Origin of the sequence: Alteromonas sp. McT4-15 (assembly GCF_020515205.1) — a bacterium.
Lineage (GTDB): Bacteria > Pseudomonadota > Gammaproteobacteria > Enterobacterales > Alteromonadaceae > Alteromonas.
This window is the reverse complement of the sequence record NZ_JAJALG010000003.1, coordinates 16,830-41,195: the sequence shown is the minus strand read 5'-3', so window position 1 is coordinate 41,195 and position 24,366 is coordinate 16,830. Positions and strand designations below refer to the sequence as shown.

At 44.7% G+C, this 24,366-nt stretch carries 18 protein-coding genes and 3 tRNA genes; 17 read left to right on the top strand and 4 right to left on the bottom strand.

The annotated features are described in order from the left end of the window. The first annotated feature begins 9 nt into the window (after positions 1-9). The 4 genes from LHL20_RS03445 (at position 10) to LHL20_RS03430 (ending at position 5,281) form a co-directional block, all read left to right on the top strand. Entirely contained in the window at positions 10-594 is a 585-nt protein-coding gene (locus LHL20_RS03445) for a DUF938 domain-containing protein (RefSeq protein ID WP_226432265.1), read from the top strand. Positions 595-742: 148 nt separating this feature from the next. Then, the gene (locus LHL20_RS03440) at positions 743-1,951 is read left to right on the top strand and encodes a YjgN family protein (protein ID WP_226432264.1); all 1,209 of its coding nucleotides are present in this window, start codon (positions 743-745) and stop codon (positions 1,949-1,951) included. A gap of 5 nt (positions 1,952-1,956) precedes the next feature. Further along, positions 1,957-2,985: a M48 family metallopeptidase gene (locus LHL20_RS03435; RefSeq protein ID WP_226432263.1), complete on the top strand. Its 1,029-nt coding sequence runs from the start codon at positions 1,957-1,959 to the stop codon at positions 2,983-2,985. Positions 2,986-3,259: 274 nt separating this feature from the next. Next, entirely contained in the window at positions 3,260-5,281 is a 2,022-nt protein-coding gene (locus LHL20_RS03430) for a methyl-accepting chemotaxis protein (protein ID WP_226432262.1), read from the top strand. A 20-nt stretch (positions 5,282-5,301) separates the two neighbouring features. On the opposite strand, the gene LHL20_RS03425 is transcribed toward LHL20_RS03430, so the two are convergent. Together LHL20_RS03425 and LHL20_RS03420 are read right to left on the bottom strand one after the other, a co-directional pair. Beyond that, the gene (locus tag LHL20_RS03425) at positions 5,302-6,189 is read right to left on the bottom strand and encodes a LysR family transcriptional regulator (RefSeq protein WP_159623447.1); all 888 of its coding nucleotides are present in this window, start codon (positions 6,187-6,189) and stop codon (positions 5,302-5,304) included. Positions 6,190-6,206: 17 nt separating this feature from the next. Next, complete coding sequence (locus tag LHL20_RS03420; RefSeq protein ID WP_226432261.1) at positions 6,207-7,151, bottom strand: hydrogen peroxide-inducible genes activator; 945 nt, start codon at positions 7,149-7,151, stop codon at positions 6,207-6,209. Between the two features lie 158 nt (positions 7,152-7,309). Here LHL20_RS03420 and LHL20_RS03415 point away from each other — a divergent pair, with 158 nt between their 5' ends. From LHL20_RS03415 to betI, 4 genes are all read left to right on the top strand, one after another. Beyond that, positions 7,310-7,963 (top strand): carbonic anhydrase, encoded by a 654-nt coding sequence (locus tag LHL20_RS03415; RefSeq protein WP_226432260.1) that lies wholly within the window; start codon positions 7,310-7,312, stop codon positions 7,961-7,963. A gap of 11 nt (positions 7,964-7,974) precedes the next feature. Beyond that, positions 7,975-9,612: a SulP family inorganic anion transporter gene (locus tag LHL20_RS03410; RefSeq protein ID WP_226432259.1), complete on the top strand. Its 1,638-nt coding sequence runs from the start codon at positions 7,975-7,977 to the stop codon at positions 9,610-9,612. Between the two features lie 183 nt (positions 9,613-9,795). Continuing rightward, positions 9,796-12,210, top strand: coding sequence for a TonB-dependent receptor domain-containing protein (locus tag LHL20_RS03405; RefSeq protein ID WP_226432258.1), 2,415 nt, complete (start codon positions 9,796-9,798; stop codon positions 12,208-12,210). 127 nt (positions 12,211-12,337) lie between these two features. Further along, the gene (gene betI, locus LHL20_RS03400; protein ID WP_264180761.1) at positions 12,338-12,913 is read left to right on the top strand and encodes a transcriptional regulator BetI; all 576 of its coding nucleotides are present in this window, start codon (positions 12,338-12,340) and stop codon (positions 12,911-12,913) included. A 94-nt stretch (positions 12,914-13,007) separates the two neighbouring features. Here the strand turns inward: betI and LHL20_RS03395 are convergent, their stop codons facing one another. Next, the gene (locus LHL20_RS03395) at positions 13,008-15,083 is read right to left on the bottom strand and encodes a M13 family metallopeptidase (RefSeq protein ID WP_226432257.1); all 2,076 of its coding nucleotides are present in this window, start codon (positions 15,081-15,083) and stop codon (positions 13,008-13,010) included. Beyond that, the gene (locus LHL20_RS03390; RefSeq protein ID WP_413228875.1) at positions 15,073-16,317 is read right to left on the bottom strand and encodes a GNAT family N-acetyltransferase; all 1,245 of its coding nucleotides are present in this window, start codon (positions 16,315-16,317) and stop codon (positions 15,073-15,075) included. Before LHL20_RS03390 ends, LHL20_RS03395 begins: the two co-directional genes overlap by 11 nt. A gap of 109 nt (positions 16,318-16,426) precedes the next feature. On the opposite strand from LHL20_RS03390, the gene LHL20_RS03385 reads away from it, so the two are divergent. From LHL20_RS03385 to LHL20_RS03345, 9 genes are all read left to right on the top strand, one after another. After that, positions 16,427-16,876 carry a regulatory protein RecX gene (locus LHL20_RS03385; protein ID WP_202264242.1) on the top strand — a complete coding sequence of 150 codons (450 nt, stop codon included), beginning with the start codon at positions 16,427-16,429 and terminating at the stop codon, positions 16,874-16,876. Positions 16,877-17,105: 229 nt separating this feature from the next. Continuing rightward, a complete protein-coding gene (gene alaS / locus LHL20_RS03380; protein ID WP_226432255.1) occupies positions 17,106-19,703 on the top strand; it encodes an alanine--tRNA ligase in 2,598 nt (865 codons plus the stop codon). 131 nt (positions 19,704-19,834) lie between these two features. Then, positions 19,835-20,026 (top strand): carbon storage regulator CsrA, encoded by a 192-nt coding sequence (gene csrA, locus LHL20_RS03375; RefSeq protein ID WP_012517705.1) that lies wholly within the window; start codon positions 19,835-19,837, stop codon positions 20,024-20,026. A 357-nt stretch (positions 20,027-20,383) separates the two neighbouring features. Further along, positions 20,384-20,475 (top strand) — tRNA-Ser (locus LHL20_RS03370). A gap of 37 nt (positions 20,476-20,512) precedes the next feature. Then, positions 20,513-20,589, top strand: a tRNA-Arg gene (locus LHL20_RS03365). A gap of 53 nt (positions 20,590-20,642) precedes the next feature. After that, positions 20,643-20,719 (top strand) — tRNA-Arg (locus LHL20_RS03360). Positions 20,720-21,044: 325 nt separating this feature from the next. Beyond that, positions 21,045-21,311: an OadG family protein gene (locus LHL20_RS03355; protein WP_226432254.1), complete on the top strand. Its 267-nt coding sequence runs from the start codon at positions 21,045-21,047 to the stop codon at positions 21,309-21,311. 17 nt (positions 21,312-21,328) lie between these two features. Next, positions 21,329-23,140 (top strand): sodium-extruding oxaloacetate decarboxylase subunit alpha, encoded by a 1,812-nt coding sequence (gene oadA, locus LHL20_RS03350; protein WP_226432253.1) that lies wholly within the window; start codon positions 21,329-21,331, stop codon positions 23,138-23,140. 3 nt (positions 23,141-23,143) lie between these two features. After that, positions 23,144-24,274 carry a sodium ion-translocating decarboxylase subunit beta gene (locus LHL20_RS03345; RefSeq protein WP_226432252.1) on the top strand — a complete coding sequence of 377 codons (1,131 nt, stop codon included), beginning with the start codon at positions 23,144-23,146 and terminating at the stop codon, positions 24,272-24,274. Positions 24,275-24,366 lie beyond the last annotated feature (92 nt).

Here is a 24,366-nt window from a genome sequence, read left to right as displayed (position 1 = left end):
AATACAGCTATGTTTGAGAAACCCTTTAGTCAAGCCTGTGAAAATAACAAACGCCCCATTCTAGCAATACTGGAAAGGGCGTTTGCCAATTCAAAGGTTGTGCTTGAAATAGGCAGTGGAACAGGTCAGCACGCTACTTTTTTTGCACAGCACTTAGGGCACCTTGTGTGGCACACCAGTGACCAAGTCCAATATCATCAAGGGATAAATGCCTATATCGATGAGCTGTCACTAACCAACATAATAAGGCCAAGGCCACTTAAAGTCGGAAAAGATAGTTTCCCTGAAATTGGAGCCGATGCATTTTTCTCTGCAAATACTGCACATATTATGCAAAAGCAGGAAGTGATGTTGTTGATGCACTCGATAAGAGAACAGTTGCCACCGGGTGGTGTATTTTGTCAGTACGGCCCATTTACCCAAAATGGTAAGTTTAATGCTAAAAGCAATGAAGACTTTCACCACTCGCTGCTTGAACGCGGGTATGGAGGGTATCGCGATATTGACGAACTGCGTGAGTGGGCAGGGCTACTGTCGTTAGCTGAAGTGATAGACATGCCCGCAAACAACCACATGCTCATTTGGAAAAAATAATATCGAGCGTGGTAAGTTGGGCGCTTGATTACGGCATATTAATGATGTGGAGAGTTGCTTTTTTTAGCTGATTCTCGTAATTTGAAACATCAAAATTTAACAAGAGCGTTAGCAAATAACGTCAATCAAGGAAGACGAGAGGTATCCTATGGATGATAGCAACACAACTTTCCCTAACTATGAAACCTATTCTACCGATGAGCTTATTCAAGCTTTATCGTCAATTGACGCAGAGGCATTTCCAGAACGTGCTGCTAAGATCACTGCACTTATTGCAGAGCGTAAAGCACAAGCCAACAGTGATTTATCACATCATAAAAATGATGTAGTGATCCGTACTGAGCAAGTAAAATTTCACGGTAATACCAAAGAGTTTTTTGCTATTTGGATAGTGAATTTGCTGCTTAGCATAGTGACATTAGGTATCTACTCCGCGTGGGCCAAAGTGCGCACAAATCGTTACTTTTATAGTAATACCGAATTGGATGGCCACCGTTTTGCGTACCTTGCCGAACCATTGCAAATTTTGAAAGGGCGCATAATTGCGGCGTGTTTATTTGGTGCCTACTTTTTGTTATCCGCGGTTAGCCCAGCGGCGGCATTCGCACTGATTGTTGTTATGATGTTTCTCTCACCTATGCTCGTTATCCTGAGCATGCGCTTTAGAATGAGAATGACCGCATATAGAAATGTGCGTTTCAGCTTTAAAGGGCGTTATGGTGAAGCATTCATGTTGTTTGTATTGCTTCCAATAGCTAGCGTATTTACTCTTTATTTGCTGATGCCTTGGGTACTTAAGAAGATTGATGCATTTCTAGTCGACGAGTCTGGCTTTGGTGATAAGGTATTTAGCAGTAAGCTTTCCACAGGTGAATACTACGGCGTAGCGTTTGCGGCGGCACTGATTTCAATTGTGCTATTTTTATGCGTAGGCTTTGTTGTGGGTCTATTAACAGGGTCGTCAACGATAACCGCTGAAGACGGCTTTAGTGTATTCACAGTTGCCATGTTTGGGATGTACCTGTTTGTCTACGCAATTGTTTCTGGCTTCTATAATGCTCGCATCCGAAACCATATTTATCAGAACAGCCGTTTAGAAAACGTTGCATTGTTCAACTCCACGGTGACAGCAACAGACCTTATTACATTGCGTCTGACCAACATACTCGCCACCGTATTCTCTTTAGGCTTCGCTATTCCTTGGGTAAAAATAAGAACCGCAGCGTTTTTTGCTGACGCAACGCAAGTCAAAGTATTAGAGGGCATTAGTGAAGTCTCTGCCGGTGAGCAAGGCTCGGCAAGCGCAGTATCTGAAGAGGCTGCCACACTGTTTGATGTCGATGTGGCATTGGGTTAACAGCGATGTACCAGGCTCAGTATTATCACAGTGGCAGTGTGGCGTCCTCTGATGCTATCTGTGAAATTACAGACGATGTGCTAATTGTTAAAGTAGGGCATGACGATGAACACTTAACATTGGCACGAAGCGATGTGAAAGTGAAATCTAAGCTTGGTGACTTACCCAGAGAGATAGTGTTGCCTAATGGCGATATGTTGATGTGCCCATCGACTGGCCCGCTAGACAATTGGCTTGATGGGCCGTCAGGCGCGACTATTTTTCGCATTGAAAGCAAAACGTCTTGGCTTATTGGCAGCGTTATTCTAGTCCCGCTATTACTTTATGTAGTGTTTGCACATGTCATCCCGCAAGTTGCTATATCATTGGCAGCGTATGTTCCATATAGCGTTAAACAAATTGCATCCGACCAAACGCTGAGTGCCCTTGATTACTCCGTGCTTGATGTCTCAACGCTCTCAGAGCAAGAAATACAGTCAATGCAGAATAGCTTTAACGAGTTGCTTGAACAGATATCGACGAAGAATCCGCGCTACCGAGTAATGTTTAGGGCATCAGAGTCCTTTGGACCAAATGCATTTGCTTTGCCTGACGGCACAATCGTCTTTACCGACGAGCTGGTAAACCTTGTTGATAAAGAACAAGCACTTCTTGACGCCATCTTTTTACATGAGGTTGGCCATGTAGAGAATAACCACTCTATGCAGCTTGTTGCGGAATCGCTTTTTGCTACCTTGGCAATTAGTTACTTCTTTGGCGATTTAAGTGGTGCGTTAGAATCATTTTTAGGTGTAGGTTCGAGTGTAGTGCACAATCAGTTTTCTCAAGCGCATGAGTGGGAATCAGATAACTATGCTATCGCGCAGCTTCGAGTGTTAAATCGAGACCCCGCCGATTTCGCCAATGCTATGCGCGTGCTTCAGTCGCTTGTTGGTAATGAGCATGAAGCAAATAGTTGGTTCCAATCTCACCCTATGATTCAAAAACGCATAGATAACGCCAAACGAGCGAGTGAAGAAAGCCGTAATCCATAGCTGTGAGGAAATATTTAAGGCTTCAAAGTACTGCGCATTTAACCGATACTTAAAGGTGTCTTAAAAAATTTCAGGGTTGTAAAACGCCACGAACTATTCCAAAGTAAGGGATGTGTTTTGGCGTTCTCTTTTCTCTTTGTATAACACCTCTTTAGGTGCTGTTTTCTGCCAAATCGCAATACACAAAATTAAAACTATAAAGCATACACAGTGTTCCGCTCAATTTTTCCTCAGCAGCATTGTGTAGTGCCACTAATAACAATGAGAAGTACCAATGAAGTCCATATCATTACAGAAAAAATTTATGCTAATCGTCGGTGGCAGTATTGCACTTATGCTGCTTATCACCGCATTTTTCCTCGTTAATACTGTTGCAGACAACACGAGAAGCCGGGTTGAAAAAGAAGTCACCGCATTAGTGGCAAGAGAAGCTAATGATGTTGAGGGTTTTTTTGCCACCTATGGTGGCGTAGCGCGAGCTTTTCTGAGTAGTCCGTTTTTTCAAGATTTTTTTGAGCAACATACTCAGCGAGGCGCATCAGAATCGCAACTTAGCGATGCAAAAACGATTTATACGTTGTTTGACAATATAAGTAGTGCTGATCCTGTCATTAAGTCTGCTTTTTTTGGTTCTGCTATTACAGGTGAGTATTTCTACGAAGAAGGCCGAGTAGGCGTGGATACTTCTGGTCCGGATGCAGGAAACCCTAATGCTGGGTATTTTGCAACTAAACGCCCTTGGTTCACAACTGCGGTTGAGAAAGGCAAGTTGTATGTTACGCCGCCTGCGGTTGACTCTCAGGATGGCAGTATTTCAGCCGTTGTACAAACGCCCATCTTTCGCAATGGAAAGCTATTAGGTGTTGGCGGCGTTGATATTCTCATTAGTACCGTAGGAAAAGTCATCGACTCTATTCGCTACGAAGGGCAGGGAACGGCGTTTTTATTGGATGATAACCAAAACATCGTGTATTTCCCTAAGCAATCCTCTGACTTGCCGTTGAGTTCCCCCATCAGTGATTTTGATAAGGTATTTAGCGAGTCGGAAGGCTTTAGAGCATTGGCGGCTGACATTGCACAAAAGCCGTCAGGTATAGTGCCAGTTACTTGGAAAGGCGAAGCCTATTTCGTTGTATTTGAACACGCCAAAATCAATTCGCCAGAAATGAATTGGTCACTTGGGATTTTAGTTCCAGCCAGTGTGATCAACAGCCCTATTAATACCGCAATGACAATGGCTACAGTAGTCGCGTTAGTCATCATTGGGGTTATTGTGCTGATTACTTATATTGCCAGCGCAAAGGTAACTCAGCCTTTGGTAAAAATGCGTAATGCAATGTCAGAGATTGCCAATGGTGATGGCGATCTTACCAAGCGATTAGAAGTTAGTAGCAACGATGAGATTGGTGCTTTAGCAGTGGAGTTCAATAGGTTTACTGACAAGTTAAGGGTTATTCTGCGCGAGACAGCAGCTAATACTCGAATGGTCGCTGAAGCGGCAGTACACTTGCGCGACGTTAGCCAATCAACAAGTAAAGAAATTAATCAGGAACGCAGCCAAGTAGATAATGTATCTACCGCGGTAACTGAAATGGCTGCGACCGTTGTCGAGATATCAAAAAACGCTGCACAATCGAGTGAGGCAGCAACAAACGCCGACACATTAGTGCAAAGTGGAAGCGCACAAGTACAAGAAGCAGTCGTTGAAATAAGAGCGCTTGCCGCTGCCATTGATGAAGGTGTTGAAGTAGTAAGTGGTTTAAGTAAAGAGTCTGACAACATAGGTGCCGTTATTGATGTCATCAATAGCATCGCCGAACAGACCAACTTGTTAGCGCTTAACGCCGCTATAGAAGCAGCGCGCGCCGGCGAGCAAGGGCGTGGTTTTGCTGTGGTTGCCGATGAGGTTCGTTCACTGGCAAGCCGCACTCAAGAGTCTACAACAGACATAAGAAGAATGGTTGAGCGACTGCAGCACATGGCAGAGCAAACTGACGGCGTTATGCAACAAGGAAAAATGCGCTCAGAAACAGGCTTAGAGAAAACCGAGAAAGTGGTATTAACCCTTCAGGATATCACTCAGTCTATCGGGCTTGTGCAGGAGCAAAGTACACATATTGCGCTAGCAACTGAACAGCAAACGGAAGTAGCACACGATATCAATAAGTCGCTTGTAGCCATAACGGGGCTTAGTGATCGCACTAGCCAGCACGCTGAAGAGTTAGCGGTTGAAGCAACCCAGTTGAGCAGTGTCTCAAGTGAATTGAAGGAAATCGTTAGTCAATTTAAGATTTAATTCACGCCTACACCGCGGTGTTACTGAGGGTGGTGACACCGCGACATATCTATAAACTCATCGACAAACCCTAACGCGTCTTCAGCTTTTCTATGACCTAGATAAAGGGTTTTTGCTATACCTTTTTCCCCAAGTGATCGATAGCAAACGTCAGTATCATCATGTTCGTCAATAAGCCATTTCGGTAGGGCAGTAACGCCTCTGTTAGCGGCCACCATTTGCAATATAATCTCGGTGGTTTCAATGGTTTTATGTTGCTTAACTGTGCAGTTAGCAGGCGTTAAAAACTGGGTGAAGATATCAAGGCGACTTAGCTCAACAGGATAAGTAATTAGGGTTTCTTGTGATAAATCTTGCGGCTTGATATAGGGCTGTGCAGCTAGAGGGTGAGTATTGTGCATTACTAACACTTGTTCGTAATCGAATATGGGAGTGTACGTGATTGTATCGAGCTGCAACGGGTCGGGTGTGAGTAGAATGTCGATATCATAGCCATGAAGCGCTTGTAGGCCGCCAAACGAAAATGCGCGCATGACGTCCACATCCACATCGGGAAATGCCTTTAAGAATGGCGCAACAACTTTTAATAACCACTCGAAACACGGGTGACACTCCATACCTATACGCAATATCCCCTGTTTTCCTTGAGCGAAGCGCGCAAGTTGCGCTTCCGCGTGCTCAAATTGAGGAAGTACGCGTTGGGCGAGCCCGAGTACACTTTGGCCGGCTTGCGTGAGTCGTAGCCGTCGCCCATCCTTTTCCCACAATGTGACTTGGTAGGTTTGTTCCAGTTTTTTCATAGCGTGACTGAGCGCAGATTGTGTCAAATGCAGGGAGGTCGCAGCTTGAGTCACCGTGCCGTGTGTTTCAATGGCTTTTACGATTCGTAAGTGTTGTCTGTCGATCATTACGGTTCCCTGTCCATTTATTTGTCGATGATTGCGACCGCATTGGAAAGTCGCGTTTCAATAATATTTTTAACAATGGCGGCGATTTCTCTAAATGTTTGTCTTCCCGGAGCGGTATTTCGCCACGCTAGAGAATGTTGTCTTTCAATGGGCATATCGGCAATTTCACAAACGTGGAGCGCTTCTGGCTTGTGCAACTCAGAGTGAATGTATAACCCTGGTAAAAACGCAACGCCCATTCCCATTACTACCATTTGGCGCAATGTATCTAAGCTGGTGCCCTCGTAATCTCGTTGGAGGTCGGCACCAATTTCGTCACAAATACGCTGAACTTGGTGGTGGAAGTGGTGACGGTCTTCTAATGTCAGTACTTTTTCACCACTAATTTCTTCAGGACGTACGTACGCTTTCCCAGCTAAATGATGATCTGATGGAATAACAAACTTTAAAGGTTCGTTAAATAAAGGCTGAGTAATAAGCTGCGAGTTTTCACCTGACATGGGAGATAAAATCAAATCGTATTCGCCCCGCAATAAGCCATGCTGAAGTGCGCTTGGAGCACCTTCGCGCACATAAAATCGCAAGCCCGGTTTGCGTTTATGTAAATCGGGAAGTACAAATGGCAGCAAATAAGGCCCTAGCGTCGGTGGTATCCCCAAGCGATAGGTCACTACATTTCCCTCTGACAAGTCTCGGGCTATTTCACCAAAGCGCTGTGAAGACTGTAATACCTCTTCAGCAACAGATAATAACGCCTTACCTTGTGGCGAAAGCAGGGTACCAGTTCGAGAACGCTCAAATAAATTAAGACCCAATGTCGTTTCTAACGCATTAATCTGACTGGTCAGAGTAGGTTGGCTAATACCCAAAATCCCTGCTGCCTGCCGGAAGCTTAAATATTTCGCAACCGCAACAAAGTACCTGATTTGGTTGATTGACGGGGTTTTGCCGTTGAGTTGCATAGTGCTAATTCCGTTCTTTTACTAAGCTTGTACTAGTGATTATTTATGTGCTGATAGTAAATGGCTATCGCGAACTGGTATATTAAACTATTAATCTATCAAGTGATACTGAGGTATTAACATAATCATTATAAATATTAAATTATTGGGAGTAAGTTATGGATCATGTATTTTCAGGGGTAGCGAAATTCCAGAAAGAAGTGTACCCGAACAAAAAGGCTAAGTTTCAGAAACTTGCCACTGGCCAAAATCCAGAAGTCCTTTTCATCACATGTTCAGATTCTCGCATCGACCCTAACTTGGTTACACAAACAGATCCAGGTGAAATGTTTATCTGCCGTAACGCGGGTAACATTGTGCCTCCTCACAGCAATCAAACTGGTGGTATGACAGCATCGATTGAGTTCGCTGTAGCAGCCCTCGGTGTATCTCATATTGTTATCTGTGGTCATACAGACTGCGGTGCGATGAAAGGTGCAATTAACCCAGAGGGTCTTGATTCGCTTCCACACGTTAAAGAATGGTTAGGACACTGCCGTGCAGCAACAGACGTAGTAAAAGAACGTTGCGGTCACGATAAATTATCACTAGAAGACTTAGAAGCAGTAACCAAAGAAAATGTTGTTCAGCAAATACAGCACCTTCGCACCCATCCTGCTGTTGCAGCGAAAATTGCAACAGGCCAAGTGATGCTTCACGGTTGGGTTTATAACATCGGATCTGGTGAAGTATTGTGCTACAACGGTGAAAACGGTGAATTTGTAGCTATGGACCAAGCCGCTGCTGAAGAGCAACTGGCTCGCGCAGAGTAAGGTCGGTCGCTATGGTTAAAATTAATCTTTCTAATTTACGTGGCGATTTTACTGGTGGTTTGACCGCCGGTATCGTTGCCTTACCACTGGCACTTGCACTTGGTGTAGCGTCGGGACTTGGTCCTATGGCGGGTCTTTACGGTGCTATTGCAGTGGGCTTCTTTGCCGCATTATTTGGCGGCACGCCAGCGCAAATTTCTGGTCCTACAGGGCCTATGGTAGTTGTACTTGCGGGTTTGTTTGCAAGCTTATCGGGCGATGCTAGCCTTATTTTTACTGCCGTTATTCTTGCTGGTATTTTCCAAATAGTATTTGGTGTTTTAGGGGTAGGCCAATATATACGCCTTGTTCCTTATCCGGTTATATCAGGCTTTATGTCGGGGATCGGTGCCATTATTATCATTTTGCAGATAGGGCGCTTGCTTGGTCACGAACCGCCAGGTGGAACTATTGGCGCGCTAACTTACTTACCTACGGCACTTGCAGATATTGATTTTGCTACCCTTGCGCTTGGTCTTGGCACCTTAGTGATTGCGTACAAATGGCCTGCTGCACTGGGCAAATACGTACCAGGTGCGCTGGCAGCACTTATTATTGGCACTTTGGTGAGTTTAGCACTGACCGTTCCTGTGTTGGGCGATATTCCTACCGGTTTGCCAAGCTTACACTTGCCAGTTTTTGACCAAAGCAAAGCATTACTTATTCTAGAAGCTGCATTTATCCTAGCTGTGCTAGGGGCAATTGATAGTCTATTAACCTCGTTAGTGGCTGACAACATGACGCGCACACGTCACGATAGCAACAAAGAGCTTATTGGCCAGGGCATTGGTAATACTTTCGCTGGTTTAATTGGTGGTATTGCAGGTGCGGGCGCGACAATGCGTACGGTTGTGAATATCCGAAGTGGTGGTAAATACAACATCTCTGGCATGGTTCACGCGCTAGTGCTATTGGCTATTGTTTTAGGTCTTAGTCCACTTGCTGCGCAAATTCCTCACGCCGTTTTAGCGGGTATTCTTGTTAAAGTAGGCTTGGATATTATTGACTGGAGTTACTTGAAACGAGCTCATAAAGGACCGCGTTGGGACTTCGCCCTAATGCTTATGGTTCTTGCGCTTACCGTATTTGTTGACCTTATCACCGCTGTTGGCGTGGGTGTGGTATTCGCAGCATTAGCGTATGTTAAGCAAATTGCACAGCTGCAAATTGAAGAGCTTAAGAAAATACCTGAGTCGTTAAATGACCCACAAGAGAATGAGTTATTAGAATCACTTAAGGATAAGGTGTCTATTTTTAGCTTTGGTGGTCCACTAAGCTTTGGGGCGGCAGCTGACCTTGGTCACCATGTGCGCGAGCGCGTAAAACCAGGCTCTAAAGTGACTATATTAGACTTTTCTCGTGTGCCGTTAATGGATGTGTCAGCTGCAATGGCGGTCGATACAGTAACGTCTGATGCCCTTGCTGCTGGGCGACAACTGGTAATTTGCGGTGCCAATGAAGAAGTGAATAAAGTGTTGGAAGGTGTGAATGAAGCACACCCAGGTATTCCTAATTTTGACACTTTGCACGAGGCATTGCTCTTTGCAAAAAAGCAAGTAGCCGGGACTGGAAGCGCGCATCATAGTTTCCAAGCCGCAGCGCAATCGTAAACTAACTTATACCTTTCCCTTTACTTTGCCCTCCCTTTGGAGGGCTTTTTTTTGCTTATCACTTATCGTTTTCCGAGCATCCTTATTTTTATTAATTGATTGTTCAATTAAACTTAACGTAACTGTAACAAAGCTCCTTTAGTGTGTGGTCCAAACATTACACAACAAAGACTGGAACACACAATGGGAACACATCACAAAGTATCGTTGGCAGTACTCGCTGCCTTATCGTCAATGTCACTTGCAACAGCTGAAGAAGCTGTGCCTGACAATGAAGAACGAATAGAAGAGATTACGGTCGTAGGGCGAAGCGTATCTTATGCAAACAATGCGACTAGTGAAGATATGTTTAAGCAGCAGGCCAATTTGAGTAGCGTACTTGCTGCGGTAGACAACCTGCCAGGAGTGTTAATTAACGAGGGTGATACATTTGGTGCAGATGACTGGTCAACGTCTATTGTTATACGCGGCTTCCAAGTTAACTTGAACGAGCAGCAAATCGGTATGACCGTAGACGGTATTGCCAATGGCAATTCAAACTATGGTGGCGGTGCGAAAGCCAACCGTTACATCGACACTGAAAATGTGAAAGGTGTAGAAGTTTCGCAAGGTACTGCTGATATCGCATCACGCTCGCACGAAGCGTTAGGCGGCACACTAAACTTCACCACGATAGACCCTGCAATGGAGCAAGGCTTGGTGACTAGCGTTACTGCTGGTGAATTTGACGCATCGAAATACTATGTACGCTACGAAACCGGCGAAATTTTCAAAGATACTTTTGCGTGGATAAGTCTTTCAAGCCAAGAAAGTTCTGACTTTATGCAGCAGGCTGCTGAAAATACCCGCGATCACGTTGCGATGAAAATCATATCAACGGTTAACGATGTTGCTCTAACGGGCTATGTATCATATGACGATACCCATGAGGACAACTACCAGCGAATTTATGGGTTGGCACAATATGAACAAAATCCGCATTGGGATCAGTTAACGGATGAATGGACAGGTGTTCCATATCAAGATCAAGCCTACCGCCGCGGTTGGTCAACACTTCGTGAAAACCTATTTGCTTACTTACAAGCTGATTTCTCAGTTGGTGCAGTGGATGTCACCACAAATGCTTACTACCACGACAATGAAGGGCGCGGAGACTGGGTACCACCATACTTAGTTGACGTGGCCAATGATGGTGATGCGGGTCACTCTGAACTTGTTAATGGCAATACTGTATTTGGCGGCGCAGCACTTGGGCAGTTCTATTTCGTTGATAGAGCAGGCAATCAATTAAGTCCAATTGAAGGTTGCGCAAGTGCGTTAACGTTCCCATATGGTGGCGCTGGCGCTGAGTATGACCCTGGTTGCCACGAGCAAGGTGCAATTCCAGTTGGTTCGTATCGCCATACGCACTATAACAAACAACGTATTGGTTTTAACGCCGATGCTATTTGGTTCACCAAGATTGGTGAGTTTGATAACACCATGCGTTTTGGTATCTGGTGGGAAGACTATGAGCGCGACGAGTCTCGTGACTGGCATAAGATAACAAATTCTGCGATCAGCTACGACTTCAACCAGACACCATATTGGGTGCAGTATGACAGAAGCTTCCCTGTTGATACCTTAATGTACTACATCGAAGATGAACTCGATCTCGGATTGGCGCGAGTGCGACTTGGTGCGAAAAAATTCAATGTTGATATTGCCAAGAACGATAATTTTGATGCAAGTAATGATCTAGATGTGAATACTGACTCAGATACGCTACTTTCAGCAGGTATTGTGGCACCACTACCTATAGAAGGTCTTGAAGTATTCGCAGGTTATGGCGAAAACTTCGCGGCCATTAAAGATGCACAGTTGGAACGCGACGACACGGATTTGCGTTTCATAAAGCCTGAAACTGCCGACAATATCGATGTGGGTTTCAGATACGCATCACCGGGTTTCAATGCCAGTGTGACGTACTACAATATTGGGTTTAATGACCGTATTCAGTTTACCAGTAACGAAACGTCAACCGGTATCGATTTCCTTGAAGCTGCTGCCGGTGGTTATCGAAATGTGGGTGGTATCGAGTCTAGTGGTATTGAAATCTCTGCTGACGTAATGCTAACCGACACACTTTCATTGTTCACCTCTGTTACTGTCAGTGAGTCTGAGTACATTGCCACTATCGGAGGAACGGGCACACAGTATGACACTTTAGCAGATGCACAAGCCGCCATTGCTGATGAAAACAACCCTGAAAGTTCATTGGTAGCGGTTGAGGGGAACACCGTTATTGGTACGCCAGATACCATGGCTGTAGTGAGCTTAGATTGGGCAAAAGACAATTACTTTGCTGGTATCTCTACAAAGTATGTCGATAGCCGCTTCCTTGATATTTATAACAGTGCTGAGGTAGAAGATTACATTGTGAGTGACTTGTACATTGGTGGGTTTGTAGAAAACCTAGGACAAGGCATTGATGAATTGGAAGTGCGTCTTACCGTAAATAACCTATTTGATGAGGATTATGCCTCTACCATTGCCCCAGGGGCATTCTGGATTGGCGCCCCGCGCGCCGTTGCAGTAAACGCACGCTTAACCTTTTAATCGTGTTACTATACCTGCGAAGGCTAGTCTTTCGCAGGTATAGTTAATTTTTGAGCGAATTTTTTGAGACTCTGCATAAAAAAGGGTGATAAAAAAGACGCTAATTTAGAAGGTTTGGAGTTGTAGCATGCCCAAGGTGGGAATGGAACCAGTTCGCAAGAAGCAGCTGATTGAAGCCACGTTAGACGTTATGGCAGAGGTGGGATACCACAGTACAACAATTAGCTTAATCGCCAAAAAGGCGGGGTTATCGTCAGGGATCATCAGCCATTACTTTGGCGATAAGCAGGGGTTAATTGAAGCAACTATGCGTCACCTTCTCGATGCATTGAAAATAACTCAACCAATTGCCGATCCGCTACAAAGAATCGACTTCATCATCGAAAACAACTTTTCACAAACCCAAGGTGCGAGCTCAGCAACCAACACCTGGTTTAATTTTTGGGCGTTGTCATTGCACGATGAAACTCTCCATCGCTTGCAAAGCGTAAACCACAAACGACTCGAAAGTAACTTAGCGTCAAGCTATCGCAAACTGCTCAAAAAAGAGCATGTGAAAAACGCAGCCTCGTCTACTGCGGCATTAATTGATGGATATTGGTTGCGATACGCGATGGGAAGTGTGGGAAGTGGGGATTTTTCACCTGCTGTTGAGCGAGTAAAGCAGTACGTGAGGGACCTTGTCAGTCAATACGGGAAGTAAATTCAATATACCGAATTGCCTTTTTCAAATAATTCACACATAAAAAAGGTAGGCGTTTAAAACCTACCTTTTTTGTAACTTACTTACTAAGTTATTACCAAATGCGAACGCGCTCTTCAGGTGGAAGGTAGAGTGCATCGCCAGGTTTAACGTCAAAAGCTTCATACCATGCGTCATGGTTACGCGGTGCTTGAGCACGGAAACGGCCCGGGGCATGCGTGCCTGCGCGCAGTTGGTTAAGCATACTTTGTTCAGTACGTTTCTCTTTCCATACTTGTGCCCAAGCAAGGAAGAAACGCTGATCGCCGGTCAGACCATCGATGATTGGCGCTTCTTTACCATTCAGGCTTAACTTGTATGCGTGGTATGCCATTGAAAGGCCGCCTACGTCACCAATGTTTTCACCTAAGCTATTGCGACCATTTACGAAGTTACCTTCGATTGGCTCGTACTGACTGTATTGCTCTGCCAACATATCAGCTTTCGCTTCAAAAGCGGCACGGTCAGAATCAGTCCACCAGTTGCGTTGAATACCGTTAGCGTCTGACTTTGAACCTTGGTCATCAAAACCATGACCCATTTCGTGTCCGATAACCGCACCAATGGCACCGTAGTTTACCGCTGGATCAGCATTAGGATCGAAAAATGGCGGTTGAAGAATTGCCGCAGGGAATACAATTTCATTGAATGAACTGTTGTAGTAAGCATTTACACGCTGTGGCGTCATGCCCCAACGGTTGCGGTCTGTTTTTTGAAGCTCACGCTCGACAGATTGTTCGTGGAAGAACTTGCGCAGACCCTGAACATTACCAATAAGGTCTTTGTCGCTAATGGTTAGTCCTTCAAACGATTGCCACTCATCTGGGTAGCCAATTTTAGGATTAAACGCCATTAGTTTTTCTTTGGCATTAACTTTTGTTTCTTCACCCATCCAGTCAAGGTTGTCGATACGCTCACCTAGCGCAGTGCGAAGGTTTTCAACGAGTTCGGCCATTTGTGTTTTTGAGCTTTCTGGGAAGTACTCGTTTACGTAAATTTTGCCAATCGCAAAGCCCAGTGATTCTGTGCCAGACATTTGGCTTACCGCACGTTTCCAGCGAGGGCGAGGCTCTTGCTGGCCATTAAGCGTGCGTCCAAAGAAGTCAAAGTTCGCAAGGTAAATCTCTTCTGAAAGAAGGCCTGCATTGTTCGAAATGGTGTGATATTTAAGGTATGACTTCCAGTCACCTAGATCATTTTCATTGATGACTTTGATGACTTCCTTAACTGGCTCAGGTTGTGTGATATTAAGTTCAGGTACCTTGTAACCTGTCTGTGCGAAGTAGGTGTCCCAATCGAAGCCTGGGTACTCATCTGATAGTTTACTGCGCTCAATTTGATTGAGGGTAAGGTCGCGGTTACGGCGCTTTTCACGAGGCCATTGTACTTCTGCAATTTGGGTTTCTAGTGCAAGAATATTAGCCGCCTTTTCAGCCGCGTTTTCTTCGCCAGCAAAACCAAGCATTTGCTCGATGTGTTCAACATAGGCTTCGCGAATTTTCACAAAACGCTCTGCATCGCTTAGGTAGTAGTCACGGTCTGGTAACCCCAGGCCGCCAACGCCAACGCTCAGTTGATATTCATTGGGGTCTAAACGGTTGTACCACATGCCGCCGCCAATGGGCGACGTTGAACCCACAAGCCAGCTATTACCAAATGCGGCAGTTAAGTCTTTTGTATTTTGAATACTATCAATAGAAGTCAACACGTCTTCAATGGGTGTAATACCTTTTTCATTGATAGTGTCAGTGTCCATGTAGGCCACGAAGAAATCATGAACGAGCTTTTCTTCTGCGTTGAGTGACTCTTTTTCCATTAAGCCATCGATAATATTTTTAACTTGCTCTTCGCTGCGTTCGGCCAACGCCGTGAATGCGCCAAAGCGCGTTTTATCAGCCGGAAGCTCGTAATTGTCATACCAAGTACCGCTAGCGTACATAAAGAAATCATCGCCTGGCTTAATGGCTTCATTACGGGCTGATAAATCTACACCAAAAGAGCCTAATTCAGCTTCACCTTTCGGCATTTCGGTTTTGGCAGCGGTTGTTTGTTCTTTTACTTGTTCTGACTGACCACAGCCCGCAAGTCCAAGTGATGCCGCTATCGCTACGGCAAGAAGTTTATGTTTCATAGTTTTTCTCGTTGTAATGATGAGTGTCGTCGTTAGGATTAATGACACTTGTTGTTTTTAAAGTAGGCACAAATTCCTTGTTAAACGGTAAAGCATTCCGTGCCTGATTAAAATAGGCAGCAAGATGTTGTGTTTCTTGCTGTAAAAACTGCGCAACAGCTTGATGAAACGCAGGCTCAAAAAGACGGTGGTACGAACGGCAATAAATAGGTTCAAATCCGCGAAGTATTTTATGCTCACCTTGTGTGCCGGGGTTGAATAAAGGCAGTTTCTTCGCAATTGCGAATTCAATTCCCTCGAAATAGCAGCACGCAAAATGTAACCCGCTAATGTCTTTCAATGAACCCCAGTATCGACCATAAAGCCCAGTTTCATCGAAGAAAAACAATGCAGACGCCACAGGTTTTTCGTGCTCAAATGCTGTAACAATATGCATGTTTTGGGACATGGTTTTTACTAAGCGCTCAAAAAATGTCTCATTCAAGTAGCCCTCATGACCACTTCGTTTCAGATAGGTGGCTTTGTAACATTGGACAAAAAACAATAACGTCTCTGGGGTGATGTCGCTCCCTGTAGCATGCTTAAAGTGAATGCCATTTTCTGCATGTACCCGCCGTTGTTTTTTTATCTCTTTGCGCTTTCGAGAAGTCAGTGTGCGAAGAAAGTCATCAAAGCTGTCGTAACCATAGTTATGCCATTGAAACTGAACACTATAGCGAGATAAATAATCTGAATGGCTAGAAAGATAGGTGGACCGCTGATCGTCGAATAGCCAGTGAAGCGAAGACAAATTCACGCCGTAAGCGTCCTCACAATATTGCCTCAACGTTGTTTCAATTTCAGTAAATAATTGGCGAGATAGCGTTATGCCCTTAGCAACCAATAAACGCTTCCCTGTAACTGGTGTAAATGGGATCGCACTTATCCATTTGGGGTAGTAGTCTAAACCATGTTGATGATAGGCATTAGCCCATGCGTGATCGAAAACATACTCACCATAGCTATGTGTCTTTAGATAGCCGGGAATTGCCGTTACAATGCGTTCGTTATCTAAAAGGACAATATGGCAAGGCTGCCAGCCGGTTTCATGAGTACAGCATTGGCTTTGTTCTAGTGCACGCAAAAATGCGTGTTGTAAGAATGGCCCGGCATCACGTGCGAGCGAATTCCATTGTGCCTCGTTAATTTGCGCAAAATTGTCGATTATTTTTATGGTGTAATTCATTGCCAACACGCACGTTTAACTCATTTTTACCGAACCTATGAACCGCGAAGTTCAACGAGGTCAGTTGCGCCGAATTTCGGCTCTTAATACGTAAACAATTAAAGAGTAAGTTCACAAAATGTCAGAGTTTGATCGAAAAATCATTACCGACGCGATTACTCGCATGCTGGCACGACGAGAGCATAGCTATAGCGAGATTGCTCGAAAACTCTCCCTGAAAGGGATAGAAAGCGAAGCATTTAGTCCCATATTAGAGGAATTCCGTGACGCTGACATTCAAAGTGATGAACGCTTTGCCGAAAGCAGAGCACGGGCACTGTATATGAAAGGTAAAGGGCCACGTGCAATCAAGCTGGACCTGCAGCAATACGGGGTTAGTGAGCATTGTGTTAGTCGCGCTTTTGATGAAATAGAACCAGACTGGTTTGAAAGTGCCAAAGCCGTAAAAATTAAAAAATTTGGTGACTTTTTTGAATCAGATTTTGGGCTTCGTCAAAAACAAAAGCAATTTCTTCAGTACAGAGGCTTTTACCAAGAACACATCGAATATGCAGTAAGTGGCGATTGATTCAGTGAATGATGGCCATTTTTGACGCATTTATGGGCATTTTTGTGTGGTAGAGTGCGTGCTTTGACTTAACAAAAACGCGCTATCCGTGATATCGTTGCGCAAATCTGTGCGCGTTTTACGATACGTGTTTATCAAGTAGTGCAACATGCTGCATTAATTCGCGAAGCCATCGTAAATTTATGGCGTTACACATCATATTAATCGAATAAAGGAAGTTAGGTTTTCAATGACATTATCAACTGCTGACTTGCGTAACAAGTTTATCGAATATTTCAAAAGTCATGGTCACCAAGCAGTGACCAGTTCGTCACTGGTCCCAGCAGATGATCCCACGCTTCTTTTCACCAATGCGGGTATGAATCAGTTTAAAGATACCTTTTTGGGGGCGGAAAAACGCAGTTACACACGCGCTGTATCTTCTCAGCGCTGTGTGCGTGCTGGTGGTAAACACAACGATCTAGAAAACGTGGGCTATACAGCTCGCCACCATACGTTCTTTGAAATGTTGGGTAACTTCAGCTTTGGCGATTACTTCAAAAAAGAAGCCATTGAATTTGCGTGGACATTTTTGACGCAAGAAGTTGGCCTTCCGAAAGAAAAATTACTCGTTACCGTGTACTCAGAAGATGATGAGGCATTTGATATTTGGGAAAACCACATTGGTGTGCCAAAAGAGAAAATCATTCGCATCAGCACCTCTGACAACTTCTGGTCAATGGGTGACACGGGGCCGTGTGGACCATGTTCAGAAATTTTCTACGATCACGGTGAGCATATTTGGGGTGGTCCTCCTGGAACACCTGAAGAGGATGGCGACCGCTTTATTGAGATTTGGAACCTGGTATTCATGCAGTTTAACAAACAAGCTGATGGCACCATGGAACCATTGCCAAAACCGTCAATAGATACAGGCATGGGGCTTGAGCGTATCTCTGCTATTTTGCAAAACGTACACAGCAACTATGAGATTGATTTGTTCCAAAATCTGATCAAGTCAGCGGCGTCAATTGTGGGCTCTGATGATTTAGAAAATAAGTCGCTACGTGTAATCGCTGATCACATTCGCTCATGTAGTTTTCTTATTTGTGATGGCGTTATGCCATCGAATGAGGGCCGCGGCTATGTATTGCGTCGTATTATTCGTCGAGCAGTACGCCATGGTTACAAGTTGGGCGCGAATGATATTTTCTTCTATAAGCTTGTGGCATCACTTGCCAAAGAAATGGGCGAGGCTTACCCAGAGCTTGTTGACCAATTACCTGTTGTAGAAAAAGTACTTCGTGTTGAAGAAGAGCAGTTTAGCAAAACACTGGCTCGCGGCATGGCGATGCTTAACGAAACATTAGAAGGTCTTGAGGGCGATACGATCCCAGGTGATGTGGTATTTAAACTTTATGATACATACGGCTTTCCTACAGACTTAACAAACGACGTAGCCCGTGAACACGACCTAAAAATTGATGAAGAAGGTTTCGAAGCTGCTATGCAAGCGCAACGCTCTCGCGCTCAACAAGCGAGCAACTTTGGCGCAGATTACAACACTAAGCTGGCTATAGAACACGAAACAGCGTTTACTGGTTATACCAATGTTGAAGGTAGTGCAAATGTTGTTGAACTTATTGCCGACAATGCGTTTGTTGATGAGCTAAATGACGGGCAAGAAGGTGTTGTGGTGCTAGACAGCACACCGTTTTATGCCGAAAGCGGCGGTCAAGCGGGCGACAAGGGCGTACTTCGTGTTGCTAACGGCGAGTTTGTGGTAAGTGATACGCAAAAAATGGGTAATGCGTTTGCACACAAGGGTATAGCGAAAGGTAAAGTGACTAAAGGCGATACCGCAACGGCGGCCATTGATGCAACTAATCGCGAAGCCATTAAAAAGAATCACAGTGCAACTCACTTACTTCATGCGGCATTGCGTGAAATTCTAGGTGAACATGTTACTCAGAAAGGCTCATTGGTAGAAGCTCCGCGTCTTCGTTTTGACTTTTCTCACTTTGAGGCAGTGACAGCAGAGCAGCTTTCACATATCGAGCGCCGCGTAAATGAAGAGATTCGTGCAAACCACGCGCTTGCAACCGAGTTGATGGAGCTTGAAGAAGCAAAAGCATCAGGTGCAATGGCATTATTTGGTGAGAAGTACGACGAAAAGGTACGTGTTGTTACAATGGGGCCGTTCTCAGTAGAGCTTTGTGGTGGCACACACGTTACTCGCACAGGTGATATCGGCCTGTTTAAAATTACCAGTGAAGCCGGTATTGCTTCTGGCGTTCGCCGTATTGAGGCAGTGACCGGAGAGCAAGCAATTGCCTTAGTGCAATCTCAGCAAGCTGCGCTTTCATCGCTTTCTGCAATGTTAAAAACTGATACGCAAAATGTGCTTGAGCGCGTTACAGCGTTGCAAAATCAGACTAAAGAACTAGAAAAAGCGCTCAATTCTGCAAAACAAAAACTGGCGAGTCAGCAAGGTGCTGATATGCTTAGTAATGCAGTAGAAATAAATGGCGTTAAAGTACTGGTTGCAAATTTGGAAGGTGTAGAGGCCAAGTCATTGCGTGCAATGATGGACGACATTAAAAACCGAATTGGCGAAGGTATCGTAGTATTAGGTGTAGCTAACGAAGCAAAAGTGAATCTTATTGCTGGTGTAACTAAAAACCTAACTGGCAAAGTTAAGGCGGGCGAACTTGTAAACTTCGTCGCATCACAAGTTGGTGGCAAAGGGGGCGGTCGCCCAGATATGGCACAGGCGGGTGGTGATAAGCCGGAAAACCTTTCTGGTGCGTTAGAATCAGTTAACGCATGGTTACAGGATAAGCTATAATTATTTCTGTATATAACAGTGGGTTTTTGAAGTGACACAGAAACAGGGAATCACTGTCGCTATCACTGGGTCGTGCCAGTGGCAGCAAACTTAAATGGATATGTTCAGTATTAAGGAACAGGAGCAAGCGAATGCTTATTTTGACTCGTCGAGTTGGTGAAACGCTTATGGTTGGTGACGATGTGACTGTTACCGTTCTAGGTGTAAAAGGGAATCAGGTACGTATCGGTGTTAACGCACCAAAAGAAGTTTCTGTGCACCGTGAAGAGATTTATATGCGTATTCAAGCGGAAAAAGGCGGTCAGCCAGGATCTGCAGAATAAAGGCATCAAAGTCTTCATAGTGAAAAGGTCAGCTATAGCTGGCCTTTTTTGTAGGTAAAATAAACAGCGTTAGTTAGCTTTGAAAATAGTGACTGCATTATTCGCTTAATATTTTCAAAAAAAATCCAAAAATTTTTAAAAATGAGCTAAATTTTTAAGAAGTGTTCGTTAGCGTTACATGTTTTTTTTTCGCTTTTAATATTCAGGTCAGCGTTGAAATATCAAAGAAAACTGTATGCAAGGTAAACAAAATACCTTTTTTTTGAACGAATCGGTTAAAATGCCAGCGAGCGAACAATTTCTTTATAAAAAAGGTTTGACTCGCGCCCGTGAATCCGTAAAATGCACCGCACTTCCGGAGAGGTGGGTGAGTGGCTGAAACCAGTTCCCTGCTAAGGAACCATACGCATATACGCGTATCGAGGGTTCGAATCCCTCCCTCTCCGCCATTATTCGTTGATAGTGGCAGTCAACAAAAAGTTTTGCGCGTGTGTAGCTCAGCTGGATAGAGTACCTGGCTACGAACCAGGCGGTCGGAGGTTCGAATCCTTCCACACGCGCCACTTATTTAAAAGTGTCACCTTTTGAAGTAAAATTCAAAAGTAAACAAGTTAACGCGTGTGTAGCTCAGCTGGATAGAGTACCTGGCTACGAACCAGGCGGTCGGAGGTTCGAATCCTTCCACACGCGCCATATAAGAAAACCCACCTCATCGAGGTGGGTTTTTTTGTGTTTATCTTCTTTCTTTTTCCTTGTTTATTTCTCTCATACTTGTGCATACTAAATAGACTATGCAAGTCAGTCGTAAGTTTTCTTTTTGCAAGATTATGTGTTTTAAGCATCAAAAAATGATTTAAAATGCGTGTTTATGACAAAATAGTGGTTTTTTATTCTATTTCGTTGTTTTTTTAGTATTGCCATGATACTTATATCAGCGCATTTATGAGCGTGAATTGCGTCCAGCTTACGCAAGCACACTACTTGTGCGCATTGATATTACACTACAACAAGGTTGAACATGAATTCACAATCCGTTGCAAGTTTGCTTTTGGAAGCCGGCTCGTTAATGCTAATAGGGATGCTGTTTGTATTTTCTTTTTTAGGCTTGCTTATCATTGGTATACATCTTATCGCACGCTTCTGTGAAGCATTCCCTGGGGACGTTTCAGAGGCCACAATTACGACTAAACGGCCCAATCAAGCTATCCAACCTGGTATTGATGGCAATGTTATTGCCGCTATCTCTGCTGCTATTCACACACATCGTCAGAATTTACAAAAATAATTAATTTGGGAGATACCATGTCTAAGCCACTGGCCTTAACCGAGCTAGTTTTACGTGATGCTCACCAGTCTCTACTTGCCACTCGCATGCGCATAGAAGACATGCTTCCGATTGCAGAAAAGCTGGATAAAGCTGGTTTTTGGTCGGTTGAATCATGGGGAGGCGCCACATTTGATGCCTGTATTCGTTATTTAGGAGAAGATCCTTGGGAGCGCATACGTAAGCTCAAAGCGGCGATGCCTAACACAAAACAGCAAATGCTACTTCGCGGTCAAAACTTACTGGGCTACCGTCACTATGCAGATGACGTGGTAACGCGTTTTGTAGAGCGAGCACACGAAAACGGTGTTGACGTATTTCGCATTTTCGATGCAATGAATGACATTCGTAACCTTAAGACCGCCATTAAAGCAACTATCGATTGCGGTGCTCACGCTCAAGGTACTATTTCATACACGGTCAGCCCTGTACACAACTTGCAGTTGTGGCTCGATATGGCAAAGCAGCTAGAAGATCTTGGGGTTCACTCTATTTGTATTAAAGATATGGCTGGACTACTTAAGCCTTATGAGTGTGAAGCGTTGATTAAAGGTTTAAAAGAGTCGGTCAGCGTACCTATTGCAATGCAGTGTCACGCGACAACTGGCCTTAGCACAGCAACCTACCAAAAGGCTATTGATGCGGGTATTGATATGCTGGATACGGCCATATCGTCTATGAGCATGACTTATGGCCACTCTGCTACCGAAACTATGGTGTCTATCGTTGAAGGTACTGAACGCGACACGGGCATTTCCCTCCCTCACCTTGAAGAAATCGCAAGCTATTTTCGAGACGTGCGAAAAAAATACAGTAAGTTTGAAGGCAGTTTAAAAGGCGTTGATGCACGTATTTTACTTGCTCAAGTACCTGGTGGAATGTTGACGAATATGGAAAGTCAACTTAAGGAACAAGGGGCCGAAGACAAATTTGAAGAGGTGTTGAAAGAGATCCCTCGTGTCCGTGAAGATTTGGGATTTATACCGCTGGTAACCCCAACATCACAGATAGTGGGTACACAATCTGTGTTGAACGTTCTAACGGGTGAACGCTATAAAAGTATTACCAAGGAAACTGCCGGCGTACTCAAAGGTGAATACGGAGCAACCGCAGCGCCGGTGAATAAGGCGTTGCAGCAAAGAGTATTAGACGGTGCTGAGCCAATTACCTGCCGTCCCGCTGATAATATTGCGCCTGAGATGGATGCATTAAGTGAAGAACTCGACGCGTTGGCAGAGAAAAAAGGCATTAGCTTGTGCGAAGCAAAAGTTGACGATGTATTGACTTATGCACTGTTTCCTCAAATCGGGCTTAAATTCCTCGAAAATAGAGGTAATCCCGATGCGTTTGAGCCTGCTCCGACGACCAGTGAAAAGGAAGAATCTGGATCTAACCAAGCGCCAACAAGTACAGCAGTATCCTCTGAAGCACAATCACAGCAAAAAGCAGAGACTTACGATGTCAATGTGGATGGTAAAGTCTACCGTGTTCAAGTTGCACCTAGCGGCGCGCTAAGCCATGTATCTGAAGTTGCAACAACGCAAGCCGCGCCTACCACTGAAAAAACGCCAGCTAGTGCACAAACAATAGATGCGCCTCTAGCAGGTAATGTGTTTAAAGTACTTGTTTCAAATGGCGATGTGGTAGAGGAGGGGGACGTTGTCATGATCCTTGAAGCCATGAAAATGGAAACTGAAATCAGAAGCGCGTTCAGTGGCACGGTTACCCAAATAATGACCGCAGAGGGTGACAGCGTAAGTAGCGGGCAAGCGCTGATTGCATTGGGGTAGTTCATGGACAAGTTAATGGTGCTCTGGGATAGCACAGCGCTTGCGCACTTTGAGGCGGGCCAACTAGTGATGATGGCGGTGGGCTTTGGCTTATTGTACTTAGCCATCGTAAAGAAATTTGAGCCGCTTCTTTTATTGCCAATAGGTTTTGGTGCGTTACTTACTAATATTCCTCTAGCAGGCTTCTCTGAGGCTGGAGGACTGTTGTATTACATATACAAAATAGGCATAGACACGGGGGTGTTTCCCTTGCTTATTTTTATGGGTGTTGGCGCGATGACTGACTTTAGTGCACTTATCGCAAACCCAAAAATGTTATTGTTAGGCGCTGCTGCACAGTTCGGCATATTCGCTACATTGTTTGGCGCCATTGCCCTTAATTGGGTACCCGGTTTCGAGTTTACGCTAAAAGACGCTAGTGCTATTGCCATTATTGGCGGCGCAGATGGGCCTACAGCTATCTTTTTAGCGTCACGTTTGGCTCCCGATTTGCTCGGCGCTATTGCGGTTGCCGCCTATTCATACATGGCGTTAGTGCCTATTATTCAGCCGCCCATAATGAAAGCGTTAACCACTAAAGAAGAGCGCGAGATAAAAATGGGCCAGTTGCGTCCGGTATCGCAAAGAGAAAAAATAATTTTTCCGCTTGCCGTGTTATTTTTAACAATCTTGTTCCTACCGGCGGCCACGCCATTAGTTGGCATGTTTTGTTTTGGCAATTTAATGAAAGAGTGTGGTGTGGTCGACAGGCTAAGTAAGACAGCTCAGAACGAGCTTATCAACACAGTAACAATCTTCTTGGGGCTTGCCGTGGGCTCAAAACTCTCAGCAGATAAGTTTTTGACTGTCGAGACGCTTGGAATTTTAGGGCTAGGCGCCATCGCGTTTGCAATTGGTACTGCAGCAGGCGTACTGATGGCAAAGCTCATGAGTAGATTGTCAGGCGGTGCCATTAACCCACTAATTGGTGCGGCAGGGGTTTCTGCCGTTCCTATGGCCGCGCGTGTGGTTAACAAAGTTGGACTTGAAGCTAATCCACACAATTTCTTGTTAATGCATGCGATGGGGCCAAATGTGGCGGGTGTGTTAGGTAGCGCGGTAGCGGCGGGGATATTGCTTGCGTTGGTAGGCTAGCCAAATTGCAGTTTAAAACGTTAAAAACGACATAGTGAAAGAAAAGGGCGGCTGCGAAGCCGCCCTTTTCATTACTTGCCCTTTTCTTTACT